Consider the following 24,757-nt stretch of genomic DNA (forward strand, 5'->3'; position numbering starts at 1 on the left):
AGTTCGGCTTATTTTTGCCGGCTCAACCATTTGAAATCCTACAGGTCATGATAATGAATTACGTTCATTTCTCGCCGTATTTTCCGCCCAACTACATTCATTTCAGCAGGGCGCTGCAAGAGGCGGGCGCCCGTGTACTCGGATTGGGCGACATGCCTTACGACGATCTACCAGCCGATTTGCGCAGGTGGATGACAGAATATTTTAAGGTGAGCGACTTGCACAATTATGATGAATTGGTCAGGGCCATGGGATATTTCACGCACCGCTACGGCAAGCTCAACGGGATTGATGCCCACAACGAGTATTGGCTGGAGACGGAGGCCCGCCTGCGCACCGACTTCAATATTGAAGGCATCAGGGTGAATGATCTGGCAAAGATCAAGCTCAAATCGGAGATGAAAAAGGTGTTTCAGTCGGCCGGGCTGAATGTGGCACGCGGAAGGGTGATGTATGCTAAGGCCGAGGTAATGGATTTTATCTCCGAAGTTGGGTATCCTGTGGTAGCCAAACCGGATTCGGGGGTGGGTGCCGCCCGCACCTATAAGCTTTGCAACGAAAACGATGTGGACTCGTTTTTCGCTGACCAGCCTGCCACACCTTATATCTTCGAGGAATTTATTGAAGGCACCATCTTCTCGTTCGACGGACTGGTGGACAAGCAAGGCAGGCTGATGTACTGGAACGCCATGCAAAACGAAAGGGGTGTGATGGAAACCGTGAACGAAGACACCCATATCTACATCATGACACTGCGGGACATTCCGGAAGACCTGGAGCAGGCCGGGCGGAAAGTGGTTGAAGCATTTGGGTTGAAAGGACGTTTTTTCCATTTCGAATTTTTCCGCGAAAAAGGTACCAACAGGCTGATTGCGCTCGAGGTCAATATGCGCCCCCCGGGAGGTTTTACCACCGATATGTGGGACTTTGCCAGCGATATCGACATCTACCGTATCTGGGCAAATATGGTGGTGCACAACCAGAATGAACTGAGTTTTGAACGTAAGTATCATGTTTGCTTCGTAGGACGAAAGAATAAATTCACCTACAAGCACGACACCAAAGCCATACTCGAAGCCTTTGGCCCTGCAGTTGTTTTTCACGGCCCGCTCGATCCGGCACTTTCGAAGGCCATGGGCAACTATTGCTACCTTGTGAGGCACGAAGACAAAGAGAAAGTGCTTGAAATGCAACGATTTATCCACGAATTCGACAAATAGGACATGCACACAGAATATCACCGATGGTACAGCCCGTCGCTAAATCGCGATATGGAGCTGAAAGTTTACGGTCATTATGGCAAACCTCTTCTAATTTTTCCCACTCAGGGTGGAAGTTTTCACGAGGCTGAAGACTACCTGATGATTAATGCCCTCGGTTTGTATATCAACGAAGGCAGAATCAAGGTGTTCACTGTGGACAGTGTGGACGGAGAGGCCTGGACACGGGACGGTGAAGCTGTGCATAACCGCGGGCACCGTCATGAGCAGTACAATGCCTACATCATGAACGAGGTGGTTCCGTTCATCCGCAACCACTGCAACCAGCCAGAAGGCATGATTGCCGTAACTGGCTGCAGTATGGGGGCTTACCATGCCGCCAATTTTTTCTTCAGACATCCGTTTGTGTTCGATACGGTGATTGCCATCAGCGGCATTTACGACCTGAAACTGTTTGTAGGCGACTGGATGGACGACACCGTCTATTTCAACTCTCCCTTGCACTACCTGCGCAACCTGGAAGATGAACACATCCTGAGCAGACTCCGTCAAAATACCATCGTAGTGGCAGTTGGTCGCGGCGCCTGGGAGGAAGAAATGATTGCCGACACCGACGAACTCAAATCGATACTCGAAGCCAAAGACATCCCCGCCTGGATTGATTATTGGGGGAACGACGTGGACCACGACTGGCCGTGGTGGAGAGTCATGCTTCCATATTTTATCGGCAAACTATTCTGATTCAATTTTGAATAATAATCTCAGTCACATGAAACCAACCAATTTTCTATGCAGCATGATCATTTCAGGGATGATTGCTTTAGTTTCCTGCAATTCGCCTGCAAACCGGAACAATGTGCAAAACCCCGATCCTGCGCACAACAGCCGAATTTCGCTGGATTGGCCCGGCACCTATCTTGGTGTGCTTCCCTGTGCCGATTGCGAGGGAATAGCCACAACGATTCACCTCAATCCTGACGAAACCTATGAACTCGAAATGACCTACCTGGGCAAAGAGAGCAACAACTTCTATGCTTTTAACGGCGAATTTGCATGGGACGAAGACGGGAACATCATTACCCTCTCAGATTTTGATGGCGGAGCGCCTCATTTCAGGGTAGGTGAAAACAAACTCTTCCAGCTCGACATCGACAAAAAACCAATCGAAGGTGAGCTATCTGAGATGTACGTACTGAATAAGAAGCAATTAAGTGCGGAAGAAGCGCAGCTGCACGATATTTACTGGAAGCTGGTTGAAGTAGGTGGCAGAAGGGTGGATAGCAGCACAGAAAGCATGAAAAAACCATACCTGAAATTTGATCTTTTCAAAATGCGGGCATACGGCACCGGCGGATGCAACAATTTCTTCGGTCGGGTGGAGCTGCCCTCGTCCGGTCTGATTAGGTTCAACCGAATGGCTTCCACCATGATGGCCTGCCCGGACATGCAGATTGATCAACTGCTTTTTGAGGCATTTGAAAAAGCTGAAGCCTACAGCATCAACGATGGGAAACTCAGCCTCTCAGGTCAGGGAAGAGTTTTGGCTGTTTTTGAAATGTCCGAATAACAGCCTTGGAAGAATCAATGACAAGCCCGGGAGCAGCATTTCCGGGCTTATTTTTTCCTGACTTCCGCAGACTTTTTTGAATTTTTGAATTTTGCATTGTAAGTTGTTGTATGTCTGTGTTTTAAAAATTGGGTGTTTGGAATTTTGGGTGTTAATTTGGTTTTTGTTATGATATTTGCGGGTGTTTGTCAGGAAGCTAAAGCATAAAAGCGGCAGGATCTATGTACAAGTAGTTGAGAAGCTCGACCGCAAGTATAAAGTTAGGAAGAGTTTTGGGGCTGCCACTGATGAGGATGCTTTAGAGGCTCTGGTAAGACGGGCTCAACAATGGATTAAAGAGTATCAGTCGTTAGCGGAGTTTGACTTTGACCAGGAGAGAGCCGTTTATGCGGGTCTGCTCGACGCTATCACATCCCACAAGCTTGTTGGTATCGATCTGATTCTGGGAAAGATATTTGATGAGATTGGTTTTAATCAGGTCATTGATCCGTTGTTTAAATACTTGGTTTTGTACAGGTTGGTTTATCCCAGGAGTAAATTAAAGACAACAGAATACCTTTACCGGTATGCCCAGAAATCCATTTCGGAGGACAATATTTATCGATACATGGACAAGCTTTATAACACTCAGAAGGAGCTTGTTCAGCAAATCAGCTATAAGCACACGATGCGTATACTTGCCCAAAGGGTTCAAGTGGTGTTTTATGATGTAACGACGATTTATTTTGAGACCGACGGTGAAGATGATTTTCGGCGCACAGGATTTTCGAAAGAAGGAAGGCATCAAAATCCACAAATTGTTTTAGGGCTGCTTGTCAGTCAAGGAGGCTATCCTTTGGCTTACGATGTTTTTTGATGGAAAAAATTCGAAGGGCATACCATGTTACCCGTTATCAATGGGTTCAAGCAAAAAGTATAACATCGAAAAACTGACTGTTGTAGCTGATTCAGGTTTGCTGTCGCAATCTAACATTGAAGAGCTTACAGTCAACGGACATGATTTTATTTTAGGAGCAAGGATCAAAAATGAAGCTCAGTGGATAAAAGAAAAGATCTGCAGCCATACTTTTAATGATGGTGACACAATAGTCATTGAGAAAGAAGGGTTCAGGCTTTTAGTCAACTACTCCCATCAAAGAGCAGAAAAAGATAAATACAACCGGGAAAAGGGGCTTAAACGATTAGAAAAAGCAATCAAGACAGGCAGGCTTACAAAAGCAGCTATCAACAATCGAGGCTACAACAAATTCCTGGAAATAGATGGGCAAGTTCAAGTTCGCATTGATCAGCAAAAGATACAGCAAGACCAAAGATGGGATGGCTTAAAGGGATACTTGACCAATTCTACCCTGCCCAAAGAGGAAATACTTGAAAACTACAACCAACTGTGGCTAATTGAGCGTGCTTTCAGAATTGCTAAAACAGATCTGAAAATCAGACCAATCTTCCACTATAAGCAAAGAAGGATTGAAGCACACATCTGCCTGAATTTTGTGGCATATAAAGTTTTCAAAGAGCTTGAAAGACAGTTAAAAGAGAAATGTTCAGATCTCTCAGCAGAAAAAGTAATTGAAATCGCACAAAGCATTTACGAAATCGAAATTACCACCCCAAAACAAAAAGAAAAAATCAAGAAAATCCTACTGCTGACCGAAGAGCAAATGAAACTGGCCCAAATCTTTGATATAGGGTGTTAATTTGCGGAAGTCAGGAGTTTTGGCTGTTTTTGAAATGTCCGAATAACAGCCTTGGAAGAATCAATGACAAGCCCGGGAGCAGCATTTCCGGGCTTATTTTTTTATGAAACGGGCAATCTGGCTGTCTTTCTCCCGAACCAACTGCAACACATACACCCCCTGAGGCAATCCACTCACATCTACAATGATGCGATTTGCGCCCGATGTAGGAGCAAGTTCCATTTCGAATACTTTGCCCCCCGAAGCGTTGAATATGCGTAAACTGCATCTTTCGGGGTCAAATTCATTAAATTCAAGGTTGAGATGTGTATCAGCTGGGTTTGGCCAAAGGCGGAGAGAATTGTGGCTATGGTAATCTTGAGGTCGGCTTCCGGTAATCATACCGCCCAGATCGAAAAAGTCCAGCATCTTCGACATCAGCACTTTACGGGAGTCGGAATTACCTGGCGGATCCAGATATCCAAACTCAACTGCCGAGGCAATTGTTTTGTACACCGGTGTCTGGTATCCCGTCATCAGGGTGACCCCCAAATGGTCTTGCGGACGGAGCAAGGCAAAGGCATCGCCAGCGGGAGCTACATCGAAGAAAAAGTAGGGAACAGCAGGGTTGGCATGAGCAAAAACAAGCCCTTCGGTAAAACTGCCCGGCACTCCTACAATATTTGTGGCAGGTATCGAGGAGGAGAGGTAATTGCCATAAACGCTGAACATCTCATACAGTTGGGGTGGCCTGTTGAACGCCCAAACCGCTGATCCTTCGAGATAGAGCCGACCTCCTTTGTGCAGAAAAGTGGCAAGCTGTGCGGCCTGCGCATTGCTCAGGCTGCCGCTGGTCGTCACCCCGCCCAGGCAGGCAAACACCGCCCTGAAATCGTGCAACGAATCAGGTAAAGCCGCTCCGAACACATAGGGCACTTCGAGTTGTTCGAGGGTGTTGCGGATCATCTGGCTCGAAAAATCCGAAGAGCTTCGCAGGAAAACGAACAAAGGATACTGTCCAATCTTGAGGACTACCGTCTGGTTGATCAGCGTATCCCCCTGATAAACAAGCACAAACCTTAGCATGGCCAGGTGTCCTACCGGACATGACGCAGAAGCTGTGAGTTGGAACGAGGGCGCAAGCTCAGCACCTGGAGGAAATACAGGAAGCAAAATCACCGGCTCAGACACCGACACATACGGATCCAACGATTCAAGGTGCATAGAAAGCGCTGTGGCTGAAGCCGTGCCAAGATTAGCCAGTTTCACTACCAGGGGTGCAGTTTCCCCGGGATCGAGGCGATTGTTGTTACTGTCCTGTATCTGATGACCAAGTTTGACGATTTCGGGCGCCCGCGCGACAAAACCGCTTTGCCCCTGGCGCGTACCGTAGGGCGTAAGGATGTTGACCTCAAGAGGCACAAAATCGCCATCAGGAGTGCGTGGGTGAAGGATGCCAGAAAAAGCTTCAGGCAGTTCAATTGCTCCCGATGCGGGGATGTCAACAATTATAATATTCTGGTTTAATGAAAGATATGTGCCCGGAGATTCCAGGATCAGCTGTACGTTGGTGAGTGGTTCCGTGCTTAGGTTGCGCAAAAAGAGGTCGAACAGCAGTGCATTACCCGCTTCAGGACTTCCGCCTGCCGCATTGCGTGCGCGCATGTCGAAGACGACCAGATCGCCCAGCTGAAACTGTTTCTGGTCGGCCAATCCCCTGGCGTCTTCCACCCTCACGCTGAGGTTATGGATTTTATCTGTTGCCGCAGGCGCACCCCAGAGGAAGCCATCCGATGCAAGATCCACTCCGTCCGGCCAGAATTCAGGCAAAAGCACAAAAGATTTTCCTGCAGGCACAAGTCGGCCGCCCGAACCCCGAAGGGCCACATGGCCGGATTGCTCGCCTGCCGAAACCCCTGCATACCAGAGCACTGGCTCAGAAAGGTCGAGGTTGTTGTAGTGGAAGGTAATTTTGCCGTCGGGATAAAGGGTGAGCGCAAATTCGCCATACCCGATCTGTTTGTCGTAGTACATTACCGGCTTCTTCCAGCGGAATGTGGCATGGGTGGCATCCCCCTCATACCACATGCCGTCGGCTCCTTTGGTGCCGGGATAATACTGAATCGGACTCACAAGAAAAGCCGAGATATGCTTCATGGTACGAAAAAGCAGCCAGGTATCCTTGTAATAAGGCCACGGAAACAACTCGGGGCCAAAAAGCAGGAAACCATCACGATGCATGAAAATTTCCGAGTATTTCTCCCCATAGAAAGGGAACTCAAAATCAATGGTTTTCCGGGCATATCTGTAGTTCGGGCTTTCGAGCTGAAGCTGCTGTTGCTGGGCTTGCGGAAAAGGCAGATCCACAGACTGCTGCCTGTAGTTTTGTACTTTTTTCCATTCGTAGGGCGGCGTGCCACCCTCGGCAGCAAGCTGATGTCCGGCATCATACAACGGAATGTAGGGCGTGGTGATCAGCACATCGTCGAACACGGGTGTATGCACGACACTCAATCGTGTAAGCGAATTATCTGCAATGGGCACATTGGTCTGGGTGCACGGTATTTCGAATGCCTGCGGCCCGTTGTAGTCCCTCAGAGCGAAATAGACGATTTCGCCTGACCCACTTCCCAGGGTATCGTTTTCGAGCACTTCGAGGAAAAACCGCGCAGCTTGGCCGCTGTCCAAATAGCTTAACAATGGGGTGAGGTCAAGGCCAATCTCGATATATTGGTTAAGCGGGTCGGAGGTCCCGCCCTGCATGTATTGCGGTCCACCCTGAAAATTGAAAACAGGAAACATGAGCCTGTGGGCAGGGACCATATCAGCGGTATCGGCCGAAACACCCGCATTGATGCGGATTTGCTCGCGTTTGTTGTGCCGCAGGGTGAGCTTCAATGTCAGCTTTGGTTCGTAGGGCTCATTGAGTTCGAGCACCTCCACCTGCTGGTTCCATATGCCACCGTCGTACACATCCAGCGCCAGCAGCCGATACATCATATAAAAGTATCCCCCGTTGGCCCAGTTTTCGCCATACGAATTGGCCACTTTGAATGCACCAATCTCATAATCCAGCAGGTCCACCACGCCATCGCCATTGATATCCAGGTGATTGGTATATTGTCCATCGCCGTTGTAATCCCAGCGGATGCTGTCGTCGTAGCCCACAATGGTCATGGCATGCGTGGCCTGATGACCCTGAAAATAGATCATGGCGAGCTTGCCGGCCTCGGGCGTACCGGCAGGCAAGGGCTGTAGTCCCCAGGGACTGGCTGCATTAAAATTGGCCACACCGCCAACAGCCGAGCCATCCAGGTGATGTGCAAGCCAATGTTTGAGCGTCAGCAGGCCTTCGACCGTATTGGTTTTGATGCGGTGCACCTTTTTGATACGGTTACGCATGGCATTGCGGTAAAAATCGTATCCGCTGATCCATTTGTTTCCATTGTCGATGGCCATACCGCCATAAGCGGCCAGGGTTGGCGTGCCCAGGGTGCGCAGCACTTCGAAGCTGTGATAATAGTTGACGCCATAATACCCGTTGTAGTTCATGAAGTTGTACACAAAATGCGAGGGAAACTGGTTCTCAGGCAGGCTGGCGTCGCGGTTGAGCCGGCGGCACATTTCATAGGTGAAATTATAAGCCACGCCGGCGGCCTGACCACAGGAAGCCCCGCTTTGGTTGAAAATTGGCCTGAAATACGGTTGGGTGGAATTGTCAACCACCGGAGGCAGTTGCAATGACCGAAACTGCTCAGGCAGCCGCAATTCGGGCAGCCCGGCACGCAGCAGGCTATCGGTGGCATCAAGGGTCTGCTGCGAAACTGCAATGGATATATTGTTGAGCAACCAAAACAGGCAAATCAATCTGAGGATTTGGGCGGAGCGCATAGTCAGTATGTTAGCACCCCTCAAAGATAACAGGATTTGGTTCAGGGTACCAGACGCGAGACCGGCAGGCTGATATTGAAGCCAGCTTTTTGGTAGAGTGCCGGCCCGAAAGCGACAAACAATTCTGCATCAGCAAATAAGAACAGCCGCTGCAGGCCATACCCGAGTTCGAACATAGGGGCATGGCCCTGAGCAAAACGCGTTGCAAAGCGCACCTGTTCGTCGAAATTGCGCAGGCTGAGGGCAGGAATCCGCTTAAGCAGCAAGTTGCCTGAGCTCAGTCTGGCGTGCATCAGGGCATATGGTTTGTTGGTTGAAAGGGAATAAAAATTAGCCGAACGGAATCCTGCCCCACTCCATGTTTCGCCAATTGGCAGCGGATCGGTCCGGAAGTGCCGGTAATCCTGAAATCCCATCCGTGTGGTGTCGGTAAAAAACCCGGCAGCAAAGCCGTAATTTATTGTGCCAATGAGTCTTCGGGTAAAAGAATGCCTGAGACCTGCTTCCCAATGACTGTAACGGGCTGTGGCATTGGCCGGACCGGGTATTGCAGTGCGATATTGCAGGCTGAGGGTGGGATAGCGCGAATAAGCCATCACTTTGCGACCGTCGCGCACGCGGTAAAAGTATTCGTGTGTCCACGAAAGCGACAGCCCGAGCAGTGCGGCCCGCATGGGCTCGAAAAGCTCCGGACGGGACGCGAATGGCGGAGGAATATTCGGGGTAAACTCCCTGCCAGCAGGGCGGAAGAAAGCAAAATTGCTGGTGTTTTCGAGCGGACGACGACTGGCAAACTCAAATGAAATACCTGTGCTTAAACCATTTATAATATCGGTTGCAAATGACATGGTAACGAAGTCTTTTTCGTAGAGCTTCATGTGGTTCTGGCTGAAAAACAAGGTGCTGATCGCATTCACAAAAGGAGGAATGCCAGTGGACGTATTATAATCGGAAGTCAGCCTTCCTGCTGAAACTGTCCATCTGGTACGGGTCATCGGACCGGTTAAAAATTCAGCTTCAGCACTGTAGTTGAACGACTTACGTGCAAAGTTGCAGGATAAATCCAAAAATGGTTTGATGCGGCGTGCATTGGGCAGGATGATGACCATGCCTGTGCGTTGCGAAAATTTCAAGCCATCCACAGTATTGTACCCCCATGCGCTGAAATCGGCAAATCCGTTGTGCGAAAATGTGACATTCCGGGTGAGTTTGTAATCGTTTTTGCCGAATAGAAGTGCAGATATCCGGTTGCTGCGTTTCAGGCTGTCGCTTTTCTGCGTGGAATCGGCAGTCTCATTGAAGCTTGCCGCTTCTCCAGCCGTGAGCGGAACGGGCCGGTTTTGGTTCCAATATTCCGGAGTACGCAGCCTGGCGCTATCGTCCAGTTCGATGTTGGCCGGTCTGATTTCGAGTGTGGCTGGCCGTTTGCTGCCGGCATCCATGGTGATGAGGCGGTTCATCTCGCGCATTTCGCGGCGGTTTAAGTTTTCTTTGGCAGCCAGTTGCTCAAGCCTGGGGTTGGCCGGAGCAGGCGTGCGCCCGGAGCTTAAACTTCCCGACGACTCCACTTTTTGCACGAGCGAGCCCAGTTCGTGCGCGCCGACCTCCATCATGGCCGCATATTTCTGATGGTCAATCTGCGGATTGAGTTTCACCCTGATGTCGCTGAGCGTGGCCACATACTTAAAAGTTCCCCGTCCGCCAAAAGCCTCTACGCGCAGGTCGTAATTGTGGCTCACAGGCATCCACACCAGCGGTTCTACTTCGTGGTACACCTGCCGGATGCTAAGATCGAACAGATTGGTTTTCAGCGACAAATCAACCGAATGAAGGTTCCAGCTTCCTTCGCGGATCATGATGGTGCCACTGTACACGTCCTGCCCTTTGCGCCGGGGAATGACCCGGATGCGGCTGATGGTTCGCCCCTCTTCGAGGTATGTTCCCTCGAGCCGGAAGCGGTAAACCGCGAAAGCATCCCTGCTTAAGGGAGAAATCACACCGTTGATGTCGTTGTAGAGGCTCAGGGTGGCAAATTGCATGGGCACATCCTCGTTGCCCAGGCCGGCCGAGCGGGTCGATATCACCCTGGTCTGCAGCGGTTGGCCACGCCTGTAATGAATCTCCGACAAAGTCTCGCTCACAATGTAACGCCCCTCGCGTATGCCATCGCGCCGCAATTGCGGACGCAGAAGAGCTGGTATCTTTTCAGGCAACCCCGTCCCTTTCACATATACCCTGGCCTGATATTCTTCGAGCTGATTGCGGTAATAGGGCGACAAGGCAATGGCTTTGCGCATGATGAAGGCTGCAGGATCTTCGCCCGATGCAGTGACAATGACCTCGGGCAGGGCCATGGCCTGGGGCTGAAGCACCACGTCGAGCCGTTTGCTTTCGTTCGGCCCGATCTTCAGCGTGATCCTATAGCCCGCGTAACCAAGATATTGAACCACAATCTGATGGGTTCCTTCGGGCAATGGCAACACGAAATCACCATCGCTGTTGGCAGTAGTTCCTTTGTGTAATTCAGGCACATAAATCGAAGCAAAGGCTATCGGCTTGCCATCCGACGAGCTTACCCTGCCCTGAAGCACCTGAGCCTGCAAGAAGGCCGGCAGAACCAACAAGCAAATCAGAATGATACGCATGGTTGTCAGTGGTGCACAAAGGAAATCAAAACACCTGAAGCAAAATGATATTTCACATTTTTTATTTCGGCTGTCCGACAAAAATGAATGGTATCTTTTAACCAAAGTGAAATATAACTCCTCAAAAAACGCACTGTCCCTGTTGCGCAGGCAATCACAGGCTGTGCTTTTGGCTGGAGATTTATCCAGCCCAAGGTGATTGAGCTTACCCTGAAATGCCCGCAACCCCTCACAGATCTCCGTCATCGAATCGCAACGGCTCAAAATGCCAAAGCGCATGGTAATCAATTGTGTTCGTGTCTTGAATGCCATGTAGTAGCGGTCACTCTGGCGATTGCGTATCAGCCCTTGCATGTCTATGCTGTTGAGCAGATTCAAAAATTGTTTGAAAATCGGCTGTCCGACAAATTTTATTTCGCTACTTTAACCCTTGTTGTTGTTTTTAGTGTGGAAACTACAGACATACAACATGGGTTGAAACCTCCTGGGAGTAAAGCCCTTTTTTCAATTAACCAAATTTTAGTCGACCACTACTGATAAAATTAAAGAGCTCTTAAATTAGCTTTATGTCGAAAAAAGTCCATAACAACTTCTTTATACCTTCAGCAAGTTCCTCATCGCTTATATTTTTAAAGCTTTTATAATAAGCATTTTCAAGGGTTTTCTTTGCAAACCTTAAGGGAGGATTGAGATGGTCGTTTTCCTTGGCCAGATGTGCTACATCGCGCAAGGTATCATAGTATGCCCTTTGAGAAATCCTGCCCCCATGGTAGGGAAATCCGTTTTTAGCTTCAACATAACCCGAAGATTTTGCGCTCATGTCTAACCATTCCCTAAATTCCTTGATATTAGCGGGAACTGTTCTCATTCCTGCCGAGATTCTGTGTTTTGGAAACACTTCACTATTTAGGTAAGCTGTATCGTTACAGATTTTAAGGTATTCTTGGAAGTATGGGCTTTCGAGGTTTTCTGCGAGTATATCAATAGTATATTTTCGGGATGGAGTGAAATGCTGTTCTTCATCAAACTCAATGATTCTGTTTCCAATAACGGGATGGTCAATAATAAATCCATCAATATGACTTGCTAAACTGGTATTCCCATATTCAAAATCACTGTCCAATGCTTCAAGAATTTGCCTGAGCATAAGCTGAATTTTGGGTTCAAATGAGAGTTTGCGATAATCACAGGGTAGTTCAACCAGATCAGTGTCTATGGGTTTTTCGATCTTTTTTGCCTGCAGATAATCTATGCCTATCAAATCAGCGAAAACTCTGAAAAACCGGGCTTCATCATTTTCATTCTTCTTGGTTTTACTTTTCAGTATGACTGGCTCTAATTCTGTTCTGCTTATGTCAGAAATGGGAGTTTCAGTCGTTTTGATCTGAGGTTCATTATTACTCCGGCAAATAAACATATCAATTAACAGGCTTTAGCGTAGTTTACTTTTTCGTGCTCAAAAAAGCTTTTGACTTTCTTCTTGTTGTGGTAAAGCTTTCGCATGTATGTCCTCACATAGCCTTCAAGTTCACTCTGGCTACGTGGTGCAGGCTTGCTCCTTATCTTGTTCTTCACATCATTGTTCACATATTCATCAGGGTTCAGTTCGGGGCTGTAAGCTGGCAAGAAGTACAGCTCTATAAGCAGTCTGTTTTCTTCCAACCAGGCTGAAACCCGTTTAGAGTGATGTACTTTCAAATTATCCACAATCAGGAAAACCTTACGGGGCGCATCGCGCACAAGCCGTTTCAAAAAAGTGAGGAAAATGTCTATGTTCATTGCCCCTTTATAGACCATCCAACGTATCTTGCCTTGGTTGTCAATGGCCGAAACCATACTGGTGCTAAAGCGTTTGCCCGTTACATTTCTCACAGGTGTTACCCTTTGGGCGAATACCCCCTGCCCCTGTTATCCTCACTCGAAAAACCGGTTTCGTCGCACCACATAATGTCGGCTTCATGTTCTTTTGCCTTTTCCTTTATGGCAGGGTAAACCTCCTCAAGCCACCTCTTAACCTGTTCAGGTTGTTGCTCGTACGACCTTTTAACAGGCTTCTGGGGTGTAAACCCCCATCGCTTGAGGTAATCGCCTACTGTGCGTATGGGTAGTAAAATCCCAAATTGCATTTGGATCAGCTGGGCAACTGCATGGCGTGTCCACAAGGCATAAGGCAGCTTAAGCTGTTCAGGATGCTTGTCAATGAGCATGCTTTTAATGGCTTTCTCTTGCAACTTGTCCAAACGGCGCATTTCGCCTTGCTTTCTGCCCCTGGTCTTAGGATTGATTGCTGAAACCCCTTCTTCTTTATAGGATTTCCACCAAAGGTGAACTGTCCGGCCACTGCATCCAAGCATCTTTGCAACTTCAACTTGTTTCTTGCCACTTTTCAACATTCGTATCGCTGACCTGCGCATCTCCTTTAGCGCTGGGTCAGGTAGTTTTCTAAAATCTATTCGTTCCATACGACAAAAATACACAATTATTTTATATATTTAACCGCCGAGGTAATAATTCTGTTTCCCCTCCTGTCATAAAGACCAGCGGCTATTAACACAGCAAAGGATGGAGAGTATACCCTACCGGTAATATAATCTCGTAGTATTGTTGTGTTGATAAATTTCAGATTCTGGTAAACATGATATAACTCAGTTAATGAGATGGTTTCAACACTACCAGTGTTAGTTCGTGTCAAATAAAGGCTATTACCACTAACACGTATTGAGTGATAGCCTGCCCTTCCGGTTACACTGGGTATTTCGCCTAAGCTGTCAAAAGCTTTTTTAAAGGTTGGGAAATCCATAGGTGATTTACTTAAGTTAATCGCTGGTTCAGTTTTTCAAAGATGCAAGATAAGAAGAATATAGAAGTTGAATCAGCCAATTTCAGGAAAAACGGGGAGTAAACTTTTTTAATTTAACTCGAATTTTGGTCGGATGCGACTGATTTTTAATTGTTTTTCACCTATCCCTCATTGCGGCGGTCCGGAAAACAATTTCCCAAGGTAAGCTTCGGCCAGATCGAGCAGCTCGCTTCGCCTTCCGGCAGGCATGCGGACGAAATTCCCTGCCAGCATGCCAATTCTCGGATTGGCACGAAGCTTATCGCGATGCAGGTGAATGAACCTCCAGAACAACGCATCCCAGATGGCCGTCCAGTCGCCTTTCGGGTAGTCCGACATGCCCAACACATAGCGGCTGCCGCTGATGTAAGGTTTGGTTGACATCAATCCGCCGTCGGCAAACTGGCTCATGCCGTACACATTGGGCACCATCACCCAGTCGTAGGCATCAATATACATCTCCATGAACCACTGATAAACCGCATCGGGATGTATCTCGCACAACAACATGAAGTTGCCAAGCAGCATCAATCTCTCAATATGATGATTGTAGGCCGAATGCTGCAGTTTTTTTATGGTCTGATCAATAGGTGGAATGCCTGTGGTGGCATCATATAAAGCCCCGGGCATGGGATTCCGGAAACCAAAAAAATTCTTTGTTCTTTCCTTTCTGCCCGCAACCACATACACACCTCTTATGAACTCGCGCCAGCCAACAATCTGGCGCACAAAGCCTTCCACCGAAGCAAGGGTGGCTTCACCACGCAAGTATGCCTCAGTGGCTGCACGCACTGTCTGGCCGGGAAGCAGCAGTCCTGCATTGAGCAAGGGCGAAAGCAGGCTGTGATGAAGGAGCATTTCGCTGGCTGCAATGGCATCTTCGTACGGACCAAACTCTTTGAACCTGCTTTGGATAAACTGATTCAACCATTGGCTGGCAGCCCGATGATCAACAGGATACCGGAAAGGCATGGTTATGGTTCCGGGGTTGTGTGGAAAATATTTTTCGACATAACTTACGGCTTCCATCACCTCCGGAGATTGCTCTGGCCAATCGACGCGAGGAGCAATTTTTCCCCTGGGCCAGGGTTTGCGATTGTCGGTGTCGAAGGTCCACTTTCCTCCCTGAGGCTCGCCTGATGGTTCGATCAGCAATCCAAGCCTGCGCCTTTCGTCGATGTAGTATGCCGTCTGGAAGAATCGTTTTTTCGTGCCCAGCGCTGCCCGAATTTCTGCATCCTTGCGCATAAATGCCGGACTATCGTAAACAACCAACTGAATACCATGTTTTTCAGCCTCTTTCACCAGACGCTGCTGGAGCCAGTCGTCCACCGGATCGCAATAATGAATGCAGGTGATGCCCTCACCGGCCAGATGCGCAAGCAGGATGCGCACATCGGAGTGTCCGGAGGATTGCTCCACATACTTCAAATCATATCCTTCTGATTTCAGTGCCTTTGCATAGACCTGCATGCTTGCACGGTGAAACACCAGTTTGAGTTTATGGAAGGGATACTGCCGGAAAAACAAAAACTCTTCCACCATCCACACCTGGCGGTTTTGTGAGAGGCACGGATTCGGGTGGAAAAGCTGGTGGGGAAAAATCAGACTTGCTTGCATGGTCGGATCATTTTTGTTGGTGGTTTTTGGAATTGCGGCAGCGATCGCTGCAATATCTGACCTCGTTCCAGCAGGCAGCCCATTTCTTTCGCCAGCTGAAAGGGCGGCCGCATACAGGACAGATTTTTTCCGGCAAATGGGGCTTGCGGTAAGTTCTATTTCCTTGGTCGGACATGGCGTTGTTGAATTCGTTGGGCTTCGGAGGCAGCCAGCGACGTCTTCCTTGCATCCCAGAGCACCCTTCGGGCATCGGAAGCCGCGCCCTCAGGAGGCACTACCGGGAAGGGATAATTGCGGCCAGGGATAAAATTGTAAAGCTCCTGCTCCATGGGGGTTAATTTCCAGGGCTGATGAGCAAGCTGGGCCGGCAAGGAAGCGAGTTCTGGCACCCAATGACGGATGAAAGCGGCTTCCGGGTCATGTTTCAGGGCATTTTTTACCGGATTGTAAATGCGCAGGGTATTGATGCCTGTGGCGCCGGCCTGCATCTGAAACTGTGGGTAATGGATGCCAGGCTCATAATCGAGAAAAAGCCTGGCCAGATGGTGTACACCCAGGCGCCAGTCGATAAACAGGTGATGACAGAGAAAAGACACGAGCATAGCCCGCATCCTGAAGTTGATCCAGCCGGTTTCGTGCAGACAGCGCATGGAAGCATCCACCAGCGGATAGCCTGTGCGGCCCTCTTTCCAGGCCTGAAGCAGCTGGGGATCGTTTCGGAAATGTATTCCCTCGAAGCCTTTGTTGACAAATCTATCTTCGTAATCCATCTCACTTTCCAGCTTCTGAACAAAATGGCTTCGCCAGCGCAGGCGCGTCAGAAAGTCGTGGTAAGGACGTGCAGGCTTCAGGTTGGGTAAATTTTTCAGGATAAACTGATACACCTGCCTCAGGCTCAGGTTTCCCCAACTCAGGTAGGGCGAGAGGCGGCTGCAGCTCATCCTGCTTTCGGCAGGCCGCGATATATGGCGGGTGTAGTTGTTCCCTCTGCCCGTTATAAACGACCTGAGATAGCGCCATGCTGCATCTTCGCCGGGTGGTTGCATGGCCCGGGGCCATCGGCTGAGCTGTTGGTGCAGGTGCTCAGGCACCGGAACCGGGTTTTCGGGTAGCGTAACAACAGATATATAGTCCTGAAAATCAACCTCTATGATGTTCGACTTCAGGTAAGCGTCGAGCTGCTCATCCCAGTTCTGGCGATTTTTCAGGCCGCGCTCGATGCCGTCTCTGGCACATTCGATCCAGCTGATGCCATGCGATCGGAGCAGCCTTGCCACAGCCTTGTCGCGATCCCAGCTGGCCCGCACTCCGGTTTCCATATAGCTGAAAACGTTTCTGATTTGAACCTTTTCAAGGAGCTTCTGAAAAAAATCCACCGCATCTGCAAAACCTACCCACATGGTTACACCCTGTGATTCAAGCCTTTGCTTCATCTGTAAGGCCGAAATGTATTTGAATGCAAGATGCCTCTGGCTGGTATCGGGCAAAGCCATAAGTGCAGGTTCAAGGAGAAAAACCACCACAAAAGGCAGCCCGTCGTGCAACGCAAGCTGCAACGGCTCATGGTCGGCAAGGCGCAAATCGCGCTTTATCCACACAACATTTGTGGCAGGCAGGTTCATTGGGGCAATGTTGCACCACAGGCAAACAATGCGGCCGCTCTTTTGTTTGATTGGTTGTATATTGTTCATCATACCATGCGCATCCTCATATGGCACCGCAATGATTTGCGTCTGCACGATAACCCACTGTACGCCAACCTGATAGCCAAAGACAGGGTAATTCCGGTGTTTGTCCTGAATCCTGAGTTGCTCCAAAATACCACGCACGGTTTTCCCCGCCTGGGAAAATTCCGCCTGAAGTTTCTGCATGAGACCTTGTGCGACCTCAGCCGTTCGCTCAGCCAACACCAGCTCAACCTCCGCATTTTTGTAGGCGAGCCAGGATTGGTTATACCCCAGCTGGTGAGGACTTTGGGTATTGATGAAGTGCGGGCTACCAGGGAACATACCTGGGAAGAGGTAAGAGACGAAAGGGAAGTAGCCCGAAACATCGCACCCGTTCCATTGCGCCTGTTTGAAGACCGAACCCTGATACCCCCTGAAAGATTGCCTTTTGCCATAGGGCATTTGCCAGATCTGTTCACCGAATTCCGGAAGAAGGTGGAAGGATATTCCCGTATAAATATGTTGCTGCCGGATATGCCTGAGGTTCAGCCTTTGGAAGATGCGGACAATACCGGATTCAGCAGCATTCCTGACGACTATCTGGCAGACGGAGCTGCACTGGATTCGCGGGCAGCTTTTTGTTTTAAAGGAGGTGAAACCGAGGCCCTCCGCCGGCTTGACCAATATTTCTTCAGGGAGCACCATGTGGCCACTTATAAAGAAACAAGAAACGGGCTGGTTGGAGCCGATTACAGCACCAGATTTTCTCCCTGGCTGGCCAACGGAAGTCTCTCGCCCAGAAAGATCTATCACGAGCTGAGGCGCTACGAAAAACAATACGGCAGCAGCCAAAACACCTATTGGGTCTTCTTCGAGCTGCTCTGGCGCGATTATTTCAGGTTTGTAGCCATCAAATATGGCAACCGTATTTTCAAGCCCGGAGGCATTAAAAATACCGACCCTTTCTGCCCCGGGAACGCCCCGGCCTTTGAAAGGTGGCGCAGTGGAAACACCGGAAACGATTTTGTGGACGCCAACATGCGCGAATTGCTGCTCACCGGATGGATGAGCAACAGAGGCCGGCAAAATGTGGCCAGCTATCTGGTGAAGGATATGAAAATCTGCTGGCTCGACGGAGCTGCCTGGTTCGAGTCGCAACTCATTGATTACGACGTGTGCAGCAATTATGTCAACTGGATGTATGTGGCAGGCGTAGGCAACGACCCCCGCGAAAACCGGTATTTCAACACCAGACGGCAGGCCGAAATGTACGACCCCGAGGGGACATACCGCCGGATCTGGCTGGGATAAAAAAATGCCCGTGAATCTTTTCCACAGGCACTTGTTTTGTTTTTGTCAAAATCAGACCGGTTTACAAATCCTCGGGTTCGTCAATGTATGGAGCATTCTTGAATGAGTGAACCAGCCCGATGATACCGATGACAATAAACAGCCCAATTGCAAGCATCGCTATCATACTTCTTAGTTTTAAAACGATTTAACAACCCGTTAACTTTACAAATATAATAATAAAACGAAAACTTAATGATTTTTTCAAAATTTTTTCATCTTTTTATTAACAACAAAAAATCATGCATAAAGTTAGCCTAAAGCTTAAATTTGCCCGACTGTTGAAGTAAACCACCACAACCATGGCCATCACCCGACTCGACCAGCAGAAGCGCAAAATACTTTTCAACGACACACCATTCATCAGCCTGATGAAAAAGCGCATTTACAATGTGCTATTGGTTTCGTCGGTGTATGATGCATTTATGCTCGAGGAAGACGGGCGCATCGAAGAGCAGATTTTCAATGAGTATGTGTCGCTCAACCTGCGCTACCCTCCCAGTTTTATTCTGGTGAGCACGGAGGAGGAAGCCCTGAAGATGCTCAGCATCGAAAAGATCGACCTGGTGATCATTATGCTCAGCTCGAAAGAGAAAAAAACTTTCGAGCTGGCCGAGCACCTCAAAACCCAACAGCCTTCGGTACCCATTGTGGTACTGGCGCCTCTTTCGCGCGAGCTTTCGCTGCGCCTCGACCGCAAAGAGCTCAAAGCCATAGATTATGTTTTCAACTGGCTGGGCAATGCCGATATCCTGCTTGCCATCATCAAGCTGATCGAAGACCGGATGAATGCCGACCACGACATCCTCGAGGTGGGTGTGCAGTGCATCATCCTGGTCGAAGACTCGGTTAGGTTCTACAGCAGCTACCTGCCGAATATCTACAAGATCATTCTCACCCAGTCGAAATCGTTCATGACCGAGGGCCTCAACGAGCACCAGAAAAACATGCGCATGCGCGGGCGCCCAAAGATTCTGCTGGCTACCACCTATGAAGAGGCTATTGAGCTTTACGAGAAATACAAACACAACCTGCTGGGTATCATCACCGACGTATCTTATGACAGGTGCGGGGAAAAAGATCCTCAGGCCGGCATCAGGCTGTGCCGCAAGGTAAAAAAAGACAACCCCTACACCCCCCTCCTGCTTCAGAGCTCCGACAGTCACAACGAAGACCTGGCCAAACAAATCAAAGTTGGCTTCATAAACAAAAACAGCAAAACCCTGTCTATCGAGCTCAGGCGATTCATCAGGGAATATTTTGCTTTTGGCGATTTTGTCTTCAAAGACCCGGTGAGCGGCATGGAGGTGATGCGCGCTGCCGACCTGCGGGCCATGCAGGAAAAAATTTTTCAGGTGCCCAACGAATCGCTTCAATATCATATTGAGCGCAACCACTTGTCTAAATGGCTGAGGGCCAGGGCGCTGTTTCCGCTGGCAGAACTGTTCAAGATGTTTGCAGCCGACGACTTCAACGACTGCGACGATGTGAAACGTTTTGTGTTTGATGCCATTGCAGCTTTCAGGCTGAACAAAGCCAGGGGGGTCATTGCCGAATTCAACCGCGAAAGTTTCGACGAATACCTCAGCTTCACACGCATCGGTCAGGGCAGCATTGGCGGAAAAGCCCGCGGACTCGCCTTCCTCGATTCGCTGATCAAGCGCAACAATCTGTTCGACAAATACGAAGGCCTGCAGGTAACCATCCCGCGTACCGTTGTGCTTTGCACCGATATCTTCGATGAGTTTATGGAGGAAAACAACCTCTATCCCATCGCATTATCCGACTCGAGCGGCGACGAGGAGATTTTGAAAGCCTTTGTGGAAGCCCGCCTGCCTTTTCGCATTCACGAAGACCTGTACACCCTGGTTTCGGTGATCCGCAAACCCCTTGCCGTACGCTCGTCCAGCTTGCTCGAAGATTCACATTACCAGCCATTTGCGGGCATCTACAGCACATATATGATCCCCCTGGTCGAAAACGACGAACGCACCATGATCAAGATGCTGAGCAATGCCATTAAAAGTGTGTATGCTTCGGTGTTTTACAAAGACAGCAAAGCCTATATGATGGCCACCAAGAATGTGATTGACGAAGAAAAGATGGCCATTGTGTTGCAGGAGGTATGCGGTAAAACTTATGAAAACCGGCATTATCCGGCCATTTCGGGAGTCGCGCGGAGCTACAACTTTTACCCGATTGCTCCTGAGCGTCCTGAAGACGGCATCGCCAGCATTGCCCTCGGGCTTGGCAAACATATTGTGGACGGGGGACAGACCCTCAGGTTTTCGCCCAGGTTTCCGCATAAGGTTTTGCAGACCAGCCAGCCGGATATCGCACTGCGCGAAACCCAGAAAACCTTTTATGCCCTCAACCTCGATCCGGAAAGCTTCAAGGCAACCACCGACGAGTCGGCCAACCTGCTCAAGCTGCGCATCAGCGAAGCCGAAAAAGACGGGGTGCTCAAACTGGTCTGCTCCACTTACGACTATCAGAACAATGTGCTTCGCGACGGATGGGTCGAAGGTGGAAAGAAGCTGGTGACATTCGCCAACATCCTGAAATACAACACCTTTCCGCTTGCAAGCATCCTGAATGATCTGTTGCAGATTGGACAGCGGGAAATGAATAAGCCTGTGGAGATCGAGTTTGCTGTTGAGCTCAACAAACCCCCGGGCGTTCCCAGGTTGTTCTACGTATTGCAGATCAGACCAACAGTGGATTATGACGAAACCGTGTCGTTGCAGCTCGACCATATCCCCGACAGCGACACGGTGATCAAAGCCACCCATACCCTGGGCAACGGCCTGATCAGCGATGTGAAGGACTTTGTGTATGTGAAACCAGAATCCTTCGATCCGGCGCGCACACGCGAAATTGCCCAGCTTATCGGCGAGCTCAATGACCGTTTTCTGGCCGAGGGTCGCAATTACGTGCTGATAGGACCTGGTCGCTGGGGTTCGAGCGACCCATGGCTGGGCATTCCTGTGAAATGGCCTCAGATCTCGGCTGCGAGGGTCATCATCGAGTCCGGACTCGAGCATTACCGCATCGACCCCTCGCAGGGCACCCACTTCTTTCAAAACCTCACCTCTTTCGGGGTGGGCTATTTCACCATCAATCCTTTTATCAACGAAGGATACTACGATCTGGACTTTCTGAACAGCCTGCCCGCCAGTTACGAAGACCAGTTTGTGCGCCATGTGCGCAGCGATAAACCCTTCCTGATCGCCATCGACGGACGAAACACCACCGGAATCATCTTCAAACCGGGGGTAAACAGCCTGCCTGGCATTAAAACTTAATGAGGTAGTCGATCAGATTTTCGTCGCGTTCGAGGTTGAGCTTTTTGCGCAATCTGTAGCGTCCAATTTCGACGCCTCGGACGGAGATATTCATCAACGGAGCTATCTCCTTGGTTGACAGATTCATACGTAGCAATGCACACAGGCGAAGTTCCCTGGGTGTGAGGTCGGGATGCTGTGCTTTTAGCCGGCTCAGAAAATCGTCGTGCACCTGGTCGAAAGTCTCATCGAAAAGTTTCTGGAAGCGCTCATTCTTCAGCTCCCTGTTGATGCGGCCGATAAGGGTGTCGAGCTCGTCTTTCTTTCTGGCGCTCAGGCTCTGGTCGTTGATTTGCATCAGCCCGGCCTTGATGGCATTGAGTATTTTGTTTTTGTGAATCAGATGCAGGGTGGTGTTGGCCAGTTCTTTGTTTTTGTGTGCTACCTCGTTTTGCAGGGCCTCATTGCGCAGGTTGACAATTTCCTTTTCGGCAAGCAGGGCCTGCTCGCGGAAGACACGTTCCTGCTCCTGCAGCTCTTTTTCGTGTTTTTCCCTGGCTTCCTGCACCGATCGGGCAATGCGCTTCTGCAAAAGCACCACATTGCCTACCACTATAAGAATCAGCATGAGCACATAAATCACATATGCCGTTGTGGTGCGGTAGAATGGAGGCCTGATCTCAAAAGGAAAAGCATACACCTCATCCTCCTGACTGCCAGGATATTGCACACGCAGCTCGAACACATATTTTCCTTCGGGCAGGTTGGTGTATTCCTTAAAAGTTAACCTGCTCCAGGCTGACCAGTTGTTTTCGAATCCACGGAGGCGAAACGAAAACAATACAGCGCCTCCGGCTTCGAAAAAGGGACTGGCAAACCTCAGGTTGACATCGTTCAGTTTGTAAGGAATTTCGATCTGACCTTGATTGAATAGGTGCTCTGCACGGCGGCTGTCGAGGTTGAAAAATGCAGTTTTCTCGTTGTTGTTTCCGGTGAAATTCATTTCGCGCAAAAAAATGCGCCTGCCAACCGGTTGTTTTCGTCGGAAAGACGGGTCATAATGCAGCAATCCGTTTTTGGTGCCTATAAAAACATTTTGTCCGTCGAACACATGAATATTCTCGTAAGAGATGATGATCATGTCGTTGATCCGGTCGAACGGGCTGGTGATGTCGTTGTAGTTGCCATCCTCCAGGAGCCGCATCAGCCCAAGCCTGCCTTGATGAAAATACCAGTAATTTCCGGCCTTGTCGCTGATGATGTGATTAATCCGGCGGTTTCCGAAAATACGGTTCAGGCGGGGTTCAGGCAAAAAGGCATCTTTGGTGCCATCAAATTTCAGGAATCCGGATTCGGTAGAGAAAACCACCTGATTATCAAAACTAAACACAGTGTAGGGCAGCTCTGGCGGAAGGCCGCGTTCGTTGTAATAGAGGCGTGTGTTCAGGGCTGTTTGCAAAGCCGGATCGAGCACCACACGAAAGATGCCCCGGTAACCATGTGCAATCCAAATGGAATTTCCCTCACGCACAAACGAACGGCTCGATTCGGCAAACGATTTGACCTTCCATCCGTACCGCCAGCTGTTGCCCTGACGCAGCATCACCGTTAGTCCGTTGTAGGTGCCGCAGAGCAGGGTATCGGCATTTTTATCCCAGGCGTACACATTCCAATATCCCCGGTCGTCGGCCAGGCGGGTGGCTTTTTCGCCCTCTATCTGGAAAAGGCCGAAATTGTGCCCGCACAAAAGTTTATCCGACACCACTGTAAGCGACCAGACCTGTCCCTCTGTGCCGGGTATAAGCTTGAAATCTGTGCCCAGTTTCTGGCGGTTGTCCAGGTCGTCGAAAGGTGCATAAAAGAGGCCTTGATTGGTGCCTACATACAGGTATCCCTGGTGTACCACAGAGGCATAAGTGCTTTCGATGTGGAAGGTGTGGTCGAATATGCTGAATGGCGAGTTGATTTCGAGGTGGTCGATGCCATTGTCGAGGCCCAGCCAAAGGTTGCCATCGCGGTCTTCGGCCAGGCTGAGCACCGTATTGTTCAACAGCCCCTTGTAACGGTTGACGTGCTGGAACACTTTTCCCTGTTCATCAGCTATGTACACCCCATTTTGTATGGTTCCGAAAGCCAGCAAACCGTTCTGAAGCCTGACACCTGAGAAAACTATATTACGTTTAAGCTCCTGATTGACCACAGTATTCCATGGCTTCAGTTCACCTTTTTCGAGCACAAACATTCCTTCGCCCACAAATCCGGCAAGAAGCCTGCCTTCGCTCAGCGGCAGCAAGCAACGAAGTTCTAACTTTCTAAACCGCTCGTCGGCACTCACAAGTTCGAGCCGGTGGTTGATAAGCCGGTAAAGCCCAGCGGAAGCATCAGAGATGTAAATTTCGTTACCTGCCTGATAGGCGTGACCATACAGGCTTCGCGGGCTGATCAGACGCATCTGTCGCCCATCGTAAATCATCAGAAGCCGGAAGGTCTGAAAAACTATACCTGACGGACTGCGGAAGATTTTCCACACTTCGTCGAATGAGCGGAACTCCTCGGGCACCAGATGAATCAACGAATGATATTTCCAGCGTCCATCAGTCTGCGGAGCAAAATACCCCAGCTCCTCATAGGCTCCGGTGTAGATGGTGTCGCCCGAAACCAGCACCGAGCGCACAATGCTGTTGTTTGGTACACGGTACAATGACCAGTGCTGGCCATCGAACTCAAGCAGCCCGTCGTTGTTTCCGAAATACATGAAGCCATTATCGGCCTGGGTGATGGCCCAGTTTTGGGTTGATGCATTGTAAACCGTGCGCGGAAAATTGTTGATCAACGGAAGACCAAGGTGTTTGACCTGGGCCTGGCTGGCCACGACCAAAAATGTGCTGAGCAACAGAAAAAACCATTTTGTCTTTCCGGGCCGCCTGAGCAACTTGAGCAGCCCGGCCGGCCGGTCAAAGAAATTTTTGCACGCTGACAATGATGTTTTCTGCGACAT

14 protein-coding genes and 1 pseudogene are annotated in these 24,757 nt (G+C 49.5%); 6 read left to right on the plus strand and 9 right to left on the minus strand.

Annotated features, from left to right (window positions below):
* The first annotated feature begins 53 nt into the window (after positions 1–53).
* The 4 genes and pseudogenes from IPM52_04930 (at position 54) to IPM52_04945 (ending at position 4,484) form a co-directional block, all read left to right on the plus strand.
* Complete coding sequence (locus IPM52_04930; protein MBK9290951.1) at positions 54–1,220, plus strand: ATP-grasp domain-containing protein; 1,167 nt, start codon at positions 54–56, stop codon at positions 1,218–1,220.
* A gap of 3 nt (positions 1,221–1,223) precedes the next feature.
* On the plus strand, positions 1,224–1,961 hold the full coding sequence (locus tag IPM52_04935) for an esterase family protein (protein MBK9290952.1): 738 nt from the start codon (positions 1,224–1,226) through the stop codon (positions 1,959–1,961).
* A 28-nt stretch (positions 1,962–1,989) separates the two neighbouring features.
* Entirely contained in the window at positions 1,990–2,787 is a 798-nt protein-coding gene (locus IPM52_04940) for a copper resistance protein NlpE N-terminal domain-containing protein (GenBank protein MBK9290953.1), read from the plus strand.
* 181 nt (positions 2,788–2,968) lie between these two features.
* Positions 2,969–4,484 (plus strand): annotated as a pseudogene (locus tag IPM52_04945) (IS1634 family transposase).
* A 93-nt stretch (positions 4,485–4,577) separates the two neighbouring features.
* On the opposite strand, the gene IPM52_04950 reads toward IPM52_04945, so the two are convergent.
* The 8 genes from IPM52_04950 to IPM52_04985 all read right to left on the minus strand — a co-directional run bounded on the left by IPM52_04950 (position 4,578) and on the right by IPM52_04985 (position 17,074).
* Positions 4,578–8,330, minus strand: coding sequence for a T9SS type A sorting domain-containing protein (locus IPM52_04950; protein ID MBK9290954.1), 3,753 nt, complete (start codon positions 8,328–8,330; stop codon positions 4,578–4,580).
* Between the two features lie 65 nt (positions 8,331–8,395).
* Complete coding sequence (locus tag IPM52_04955) at positions 8,396–11,377, minus strand: carboxypeptidase-like regulatory domain-containing protein (protein MBK9290955.1); 2,982 nt, start codon at positions 11,375–11,377, stop codon at positions 8,396–8,398.
* A 175-nt stretch (positions 11,378–11,552) separates the two neighbouring features.
* Entirely contained in the window at positions 11,553–12,416 is an 864-nt protein-coding gene (locus tag IPM52_04960; GenBank protein ID MBK9290956.1) for a hypothetical protein, read from the minus strand.
* 5 nt (positions 12,417–12,421) lie between these two features.
* Entirely contained in the window at positions 12,422–12,871 is a 450-nt protein-coding gene (locus tag IPM52_04965) for a transposase (GenBank protein ID MBK9290957.1), read from the minus strand.
* Positions 12,872–12,876: 5 nt separating this feature from the next.
* The gene (locus tag IPM52_04970; GenBank protein MBK9290958.1) at positions 12,877–13,461 is read right to left on the minus strand and encodes an IS630 family transposase; all 585 of its coding nucleotides are present in this window, start codon (positions 13,459–13,461) and stop codon (positions 12,877–12,879) included.
* 506 nt (positions 13,462–13,967) lie between these two features.
* A complete protein-coding gene (locus tag IPM52_04975) occupies positions 13,968–15,458 on the minus strand; it encodes a cryptochrome/photolyase family protein (GenBank protein ID MBK9290959.1) in 1,491 nt (496 codons plus the stop codon).
* Between the two features lie 7 nt (positions 15,459–15,465).
* The gene (locus tag IPM52_04980; protein ID MBK9290960.1) at positions 15,466–15,633 is read right to left on the minus strand and encodes a DUF2256 domain-containing protein; all 168 of its coding nucleotides are present in this window, start codon (positions 15,631–15,633) and stop codon (positions 15,466–15,468) included.
* A complete protein-coding gene (locus IPM52_04985; protein ID MBK9290961.1) occupies positions 15,614–17,074 on the minus strand; it encodes a deoxyribodipyrimidine photo-lyase in 1,461 nt (486 codons plus the stop codon). The genes IPM52_04980 and IPM52_04985 overlap by 20 nt, the downstream gene beginning before the upstream one ends.
* Before the next feature lie 81 nt (positions 17,075–17,155).
* On the opposite strand from IPM52_04985, the gene IPM52_04990 reads away from it, so the two are divergent.
* Complete coding sequence (locus IPM52_04990; GenBank protein MBK9290962.1) at positions 17,156–18,436, plus strand: DASH family cryptochrome; 1,281 nt, start codon at positions 17,156–17,158, stop codon at positions 18,434–18,436.
* A 341-nt stretch (positions 18,437–18,777) separates the two neighbouring features.
* Positions 18,778–21,780: a phosphoenolpyruvate synthase gene (locus IPM52_04995; protein MBK9290963.1), complete on the plus strand. Its 3,003-nt coding sequence runs from the start codon at positions 18,778–18,780 to the stop codon at positions 21,778–21,780.
* Here the strand turns inward: IPM52_04995 and IPM52_05000 are convergent.
* Positions 21,770–24,757, minus strand: a complete 2,988-nt coding sequence (locus tag IPM52_05000; GenBank protein ID MBK9290964.1) for a hypothetical protein — start codon at positions 24,755–24,757, stop codon at positions 21,770–21,772. The two genes, IPM52_04995 and IPM52_05000, sit on opposite strands and share 11 nt — an antisense overlap.

This window comes from Bacteroidota bacterium, from assembly GCA_016715945.1.
Taxonomy (GTDB): Bacteria; Bacteroidota; Bacteroidia; order Bacteroidales; family F082; genus JALNZU01.

What these genes read in the sequence shown, in the direction of transcription:
- IPM52_04975 (MBK9290959.1), bottom strand. Translation starts at nt 15,458, where the DNA reads ATGCAAGCAAGTCTGATTTTTCCCCACCAGCTTTTCCACCCGAATCCG.
- IPM52_04930 (MBK9290951.1), top strand. Translation starts at nt 54, where the DNA reads ATGAATTACGTTCATTTCTCGCCGTATTTTCCGCCCAACTACATTCAT.
- IPM52_04980 (MBK9290960.1), bottom strand. Translation starts at nt 15,633, where the DNA reads ATGTCCGACCAAGGAAATAGAACTTACCGCAAGCCCCATTTGCCGGAA.
- IPM52_05000 (MBK9290964.1), bottom strand. Translation starts at nt 24,757, where the DNA reads ATGTCGCAGAAAACATCATTGTCAGCGTGCAAAAATTTCTTTGACCGG.
- IPM52_04940 (MBK9290953.1), top strand. Translation starts at nt 1,990, where the DNA reads ATGAAACCAACCAATTTTCTATGCAGCATGATCATTTCAGGGATGATT.
- IPM52_04935 (MBK9290952.1), top strand. Translation starts at nt 1,224, where the DNA reads ATGCACACAGAATATCACCGATGGTACAGCCCGTCGCTAAATCGCGAT.
- IPM52_04990 (MBK9290962.1), top strand. Translation starts at nt 17,156, where the DNA reads ATGCGCATCCTCATATGGCACCGCAATGATTTGCGTCTGCACGATAAC.
- IPM52_04970 (MBK9290958.1), bottom strand. Translation starts at nt 13,461, where the DNA reads ATGGAACGAATAGATTTTAGAAAACTACCTGACCCAGCGCTAAAGGAG.
- IPM52_04960 (MBK9290956.1), bottom strand. Translation starts at nt 12,416, where the DNA reads ATGTTTATTTGCCGGAGTAATAATGAACCTCAGATCAAAACGACTGAA.
- IPM52_04995 (MBK9290963.1), top strand. Translation starts at nt 18,778, where the DNA reads ATGGCCATCACCCGACTCGACCAGCAGAAGCGCAAAATACTTTTCAAC.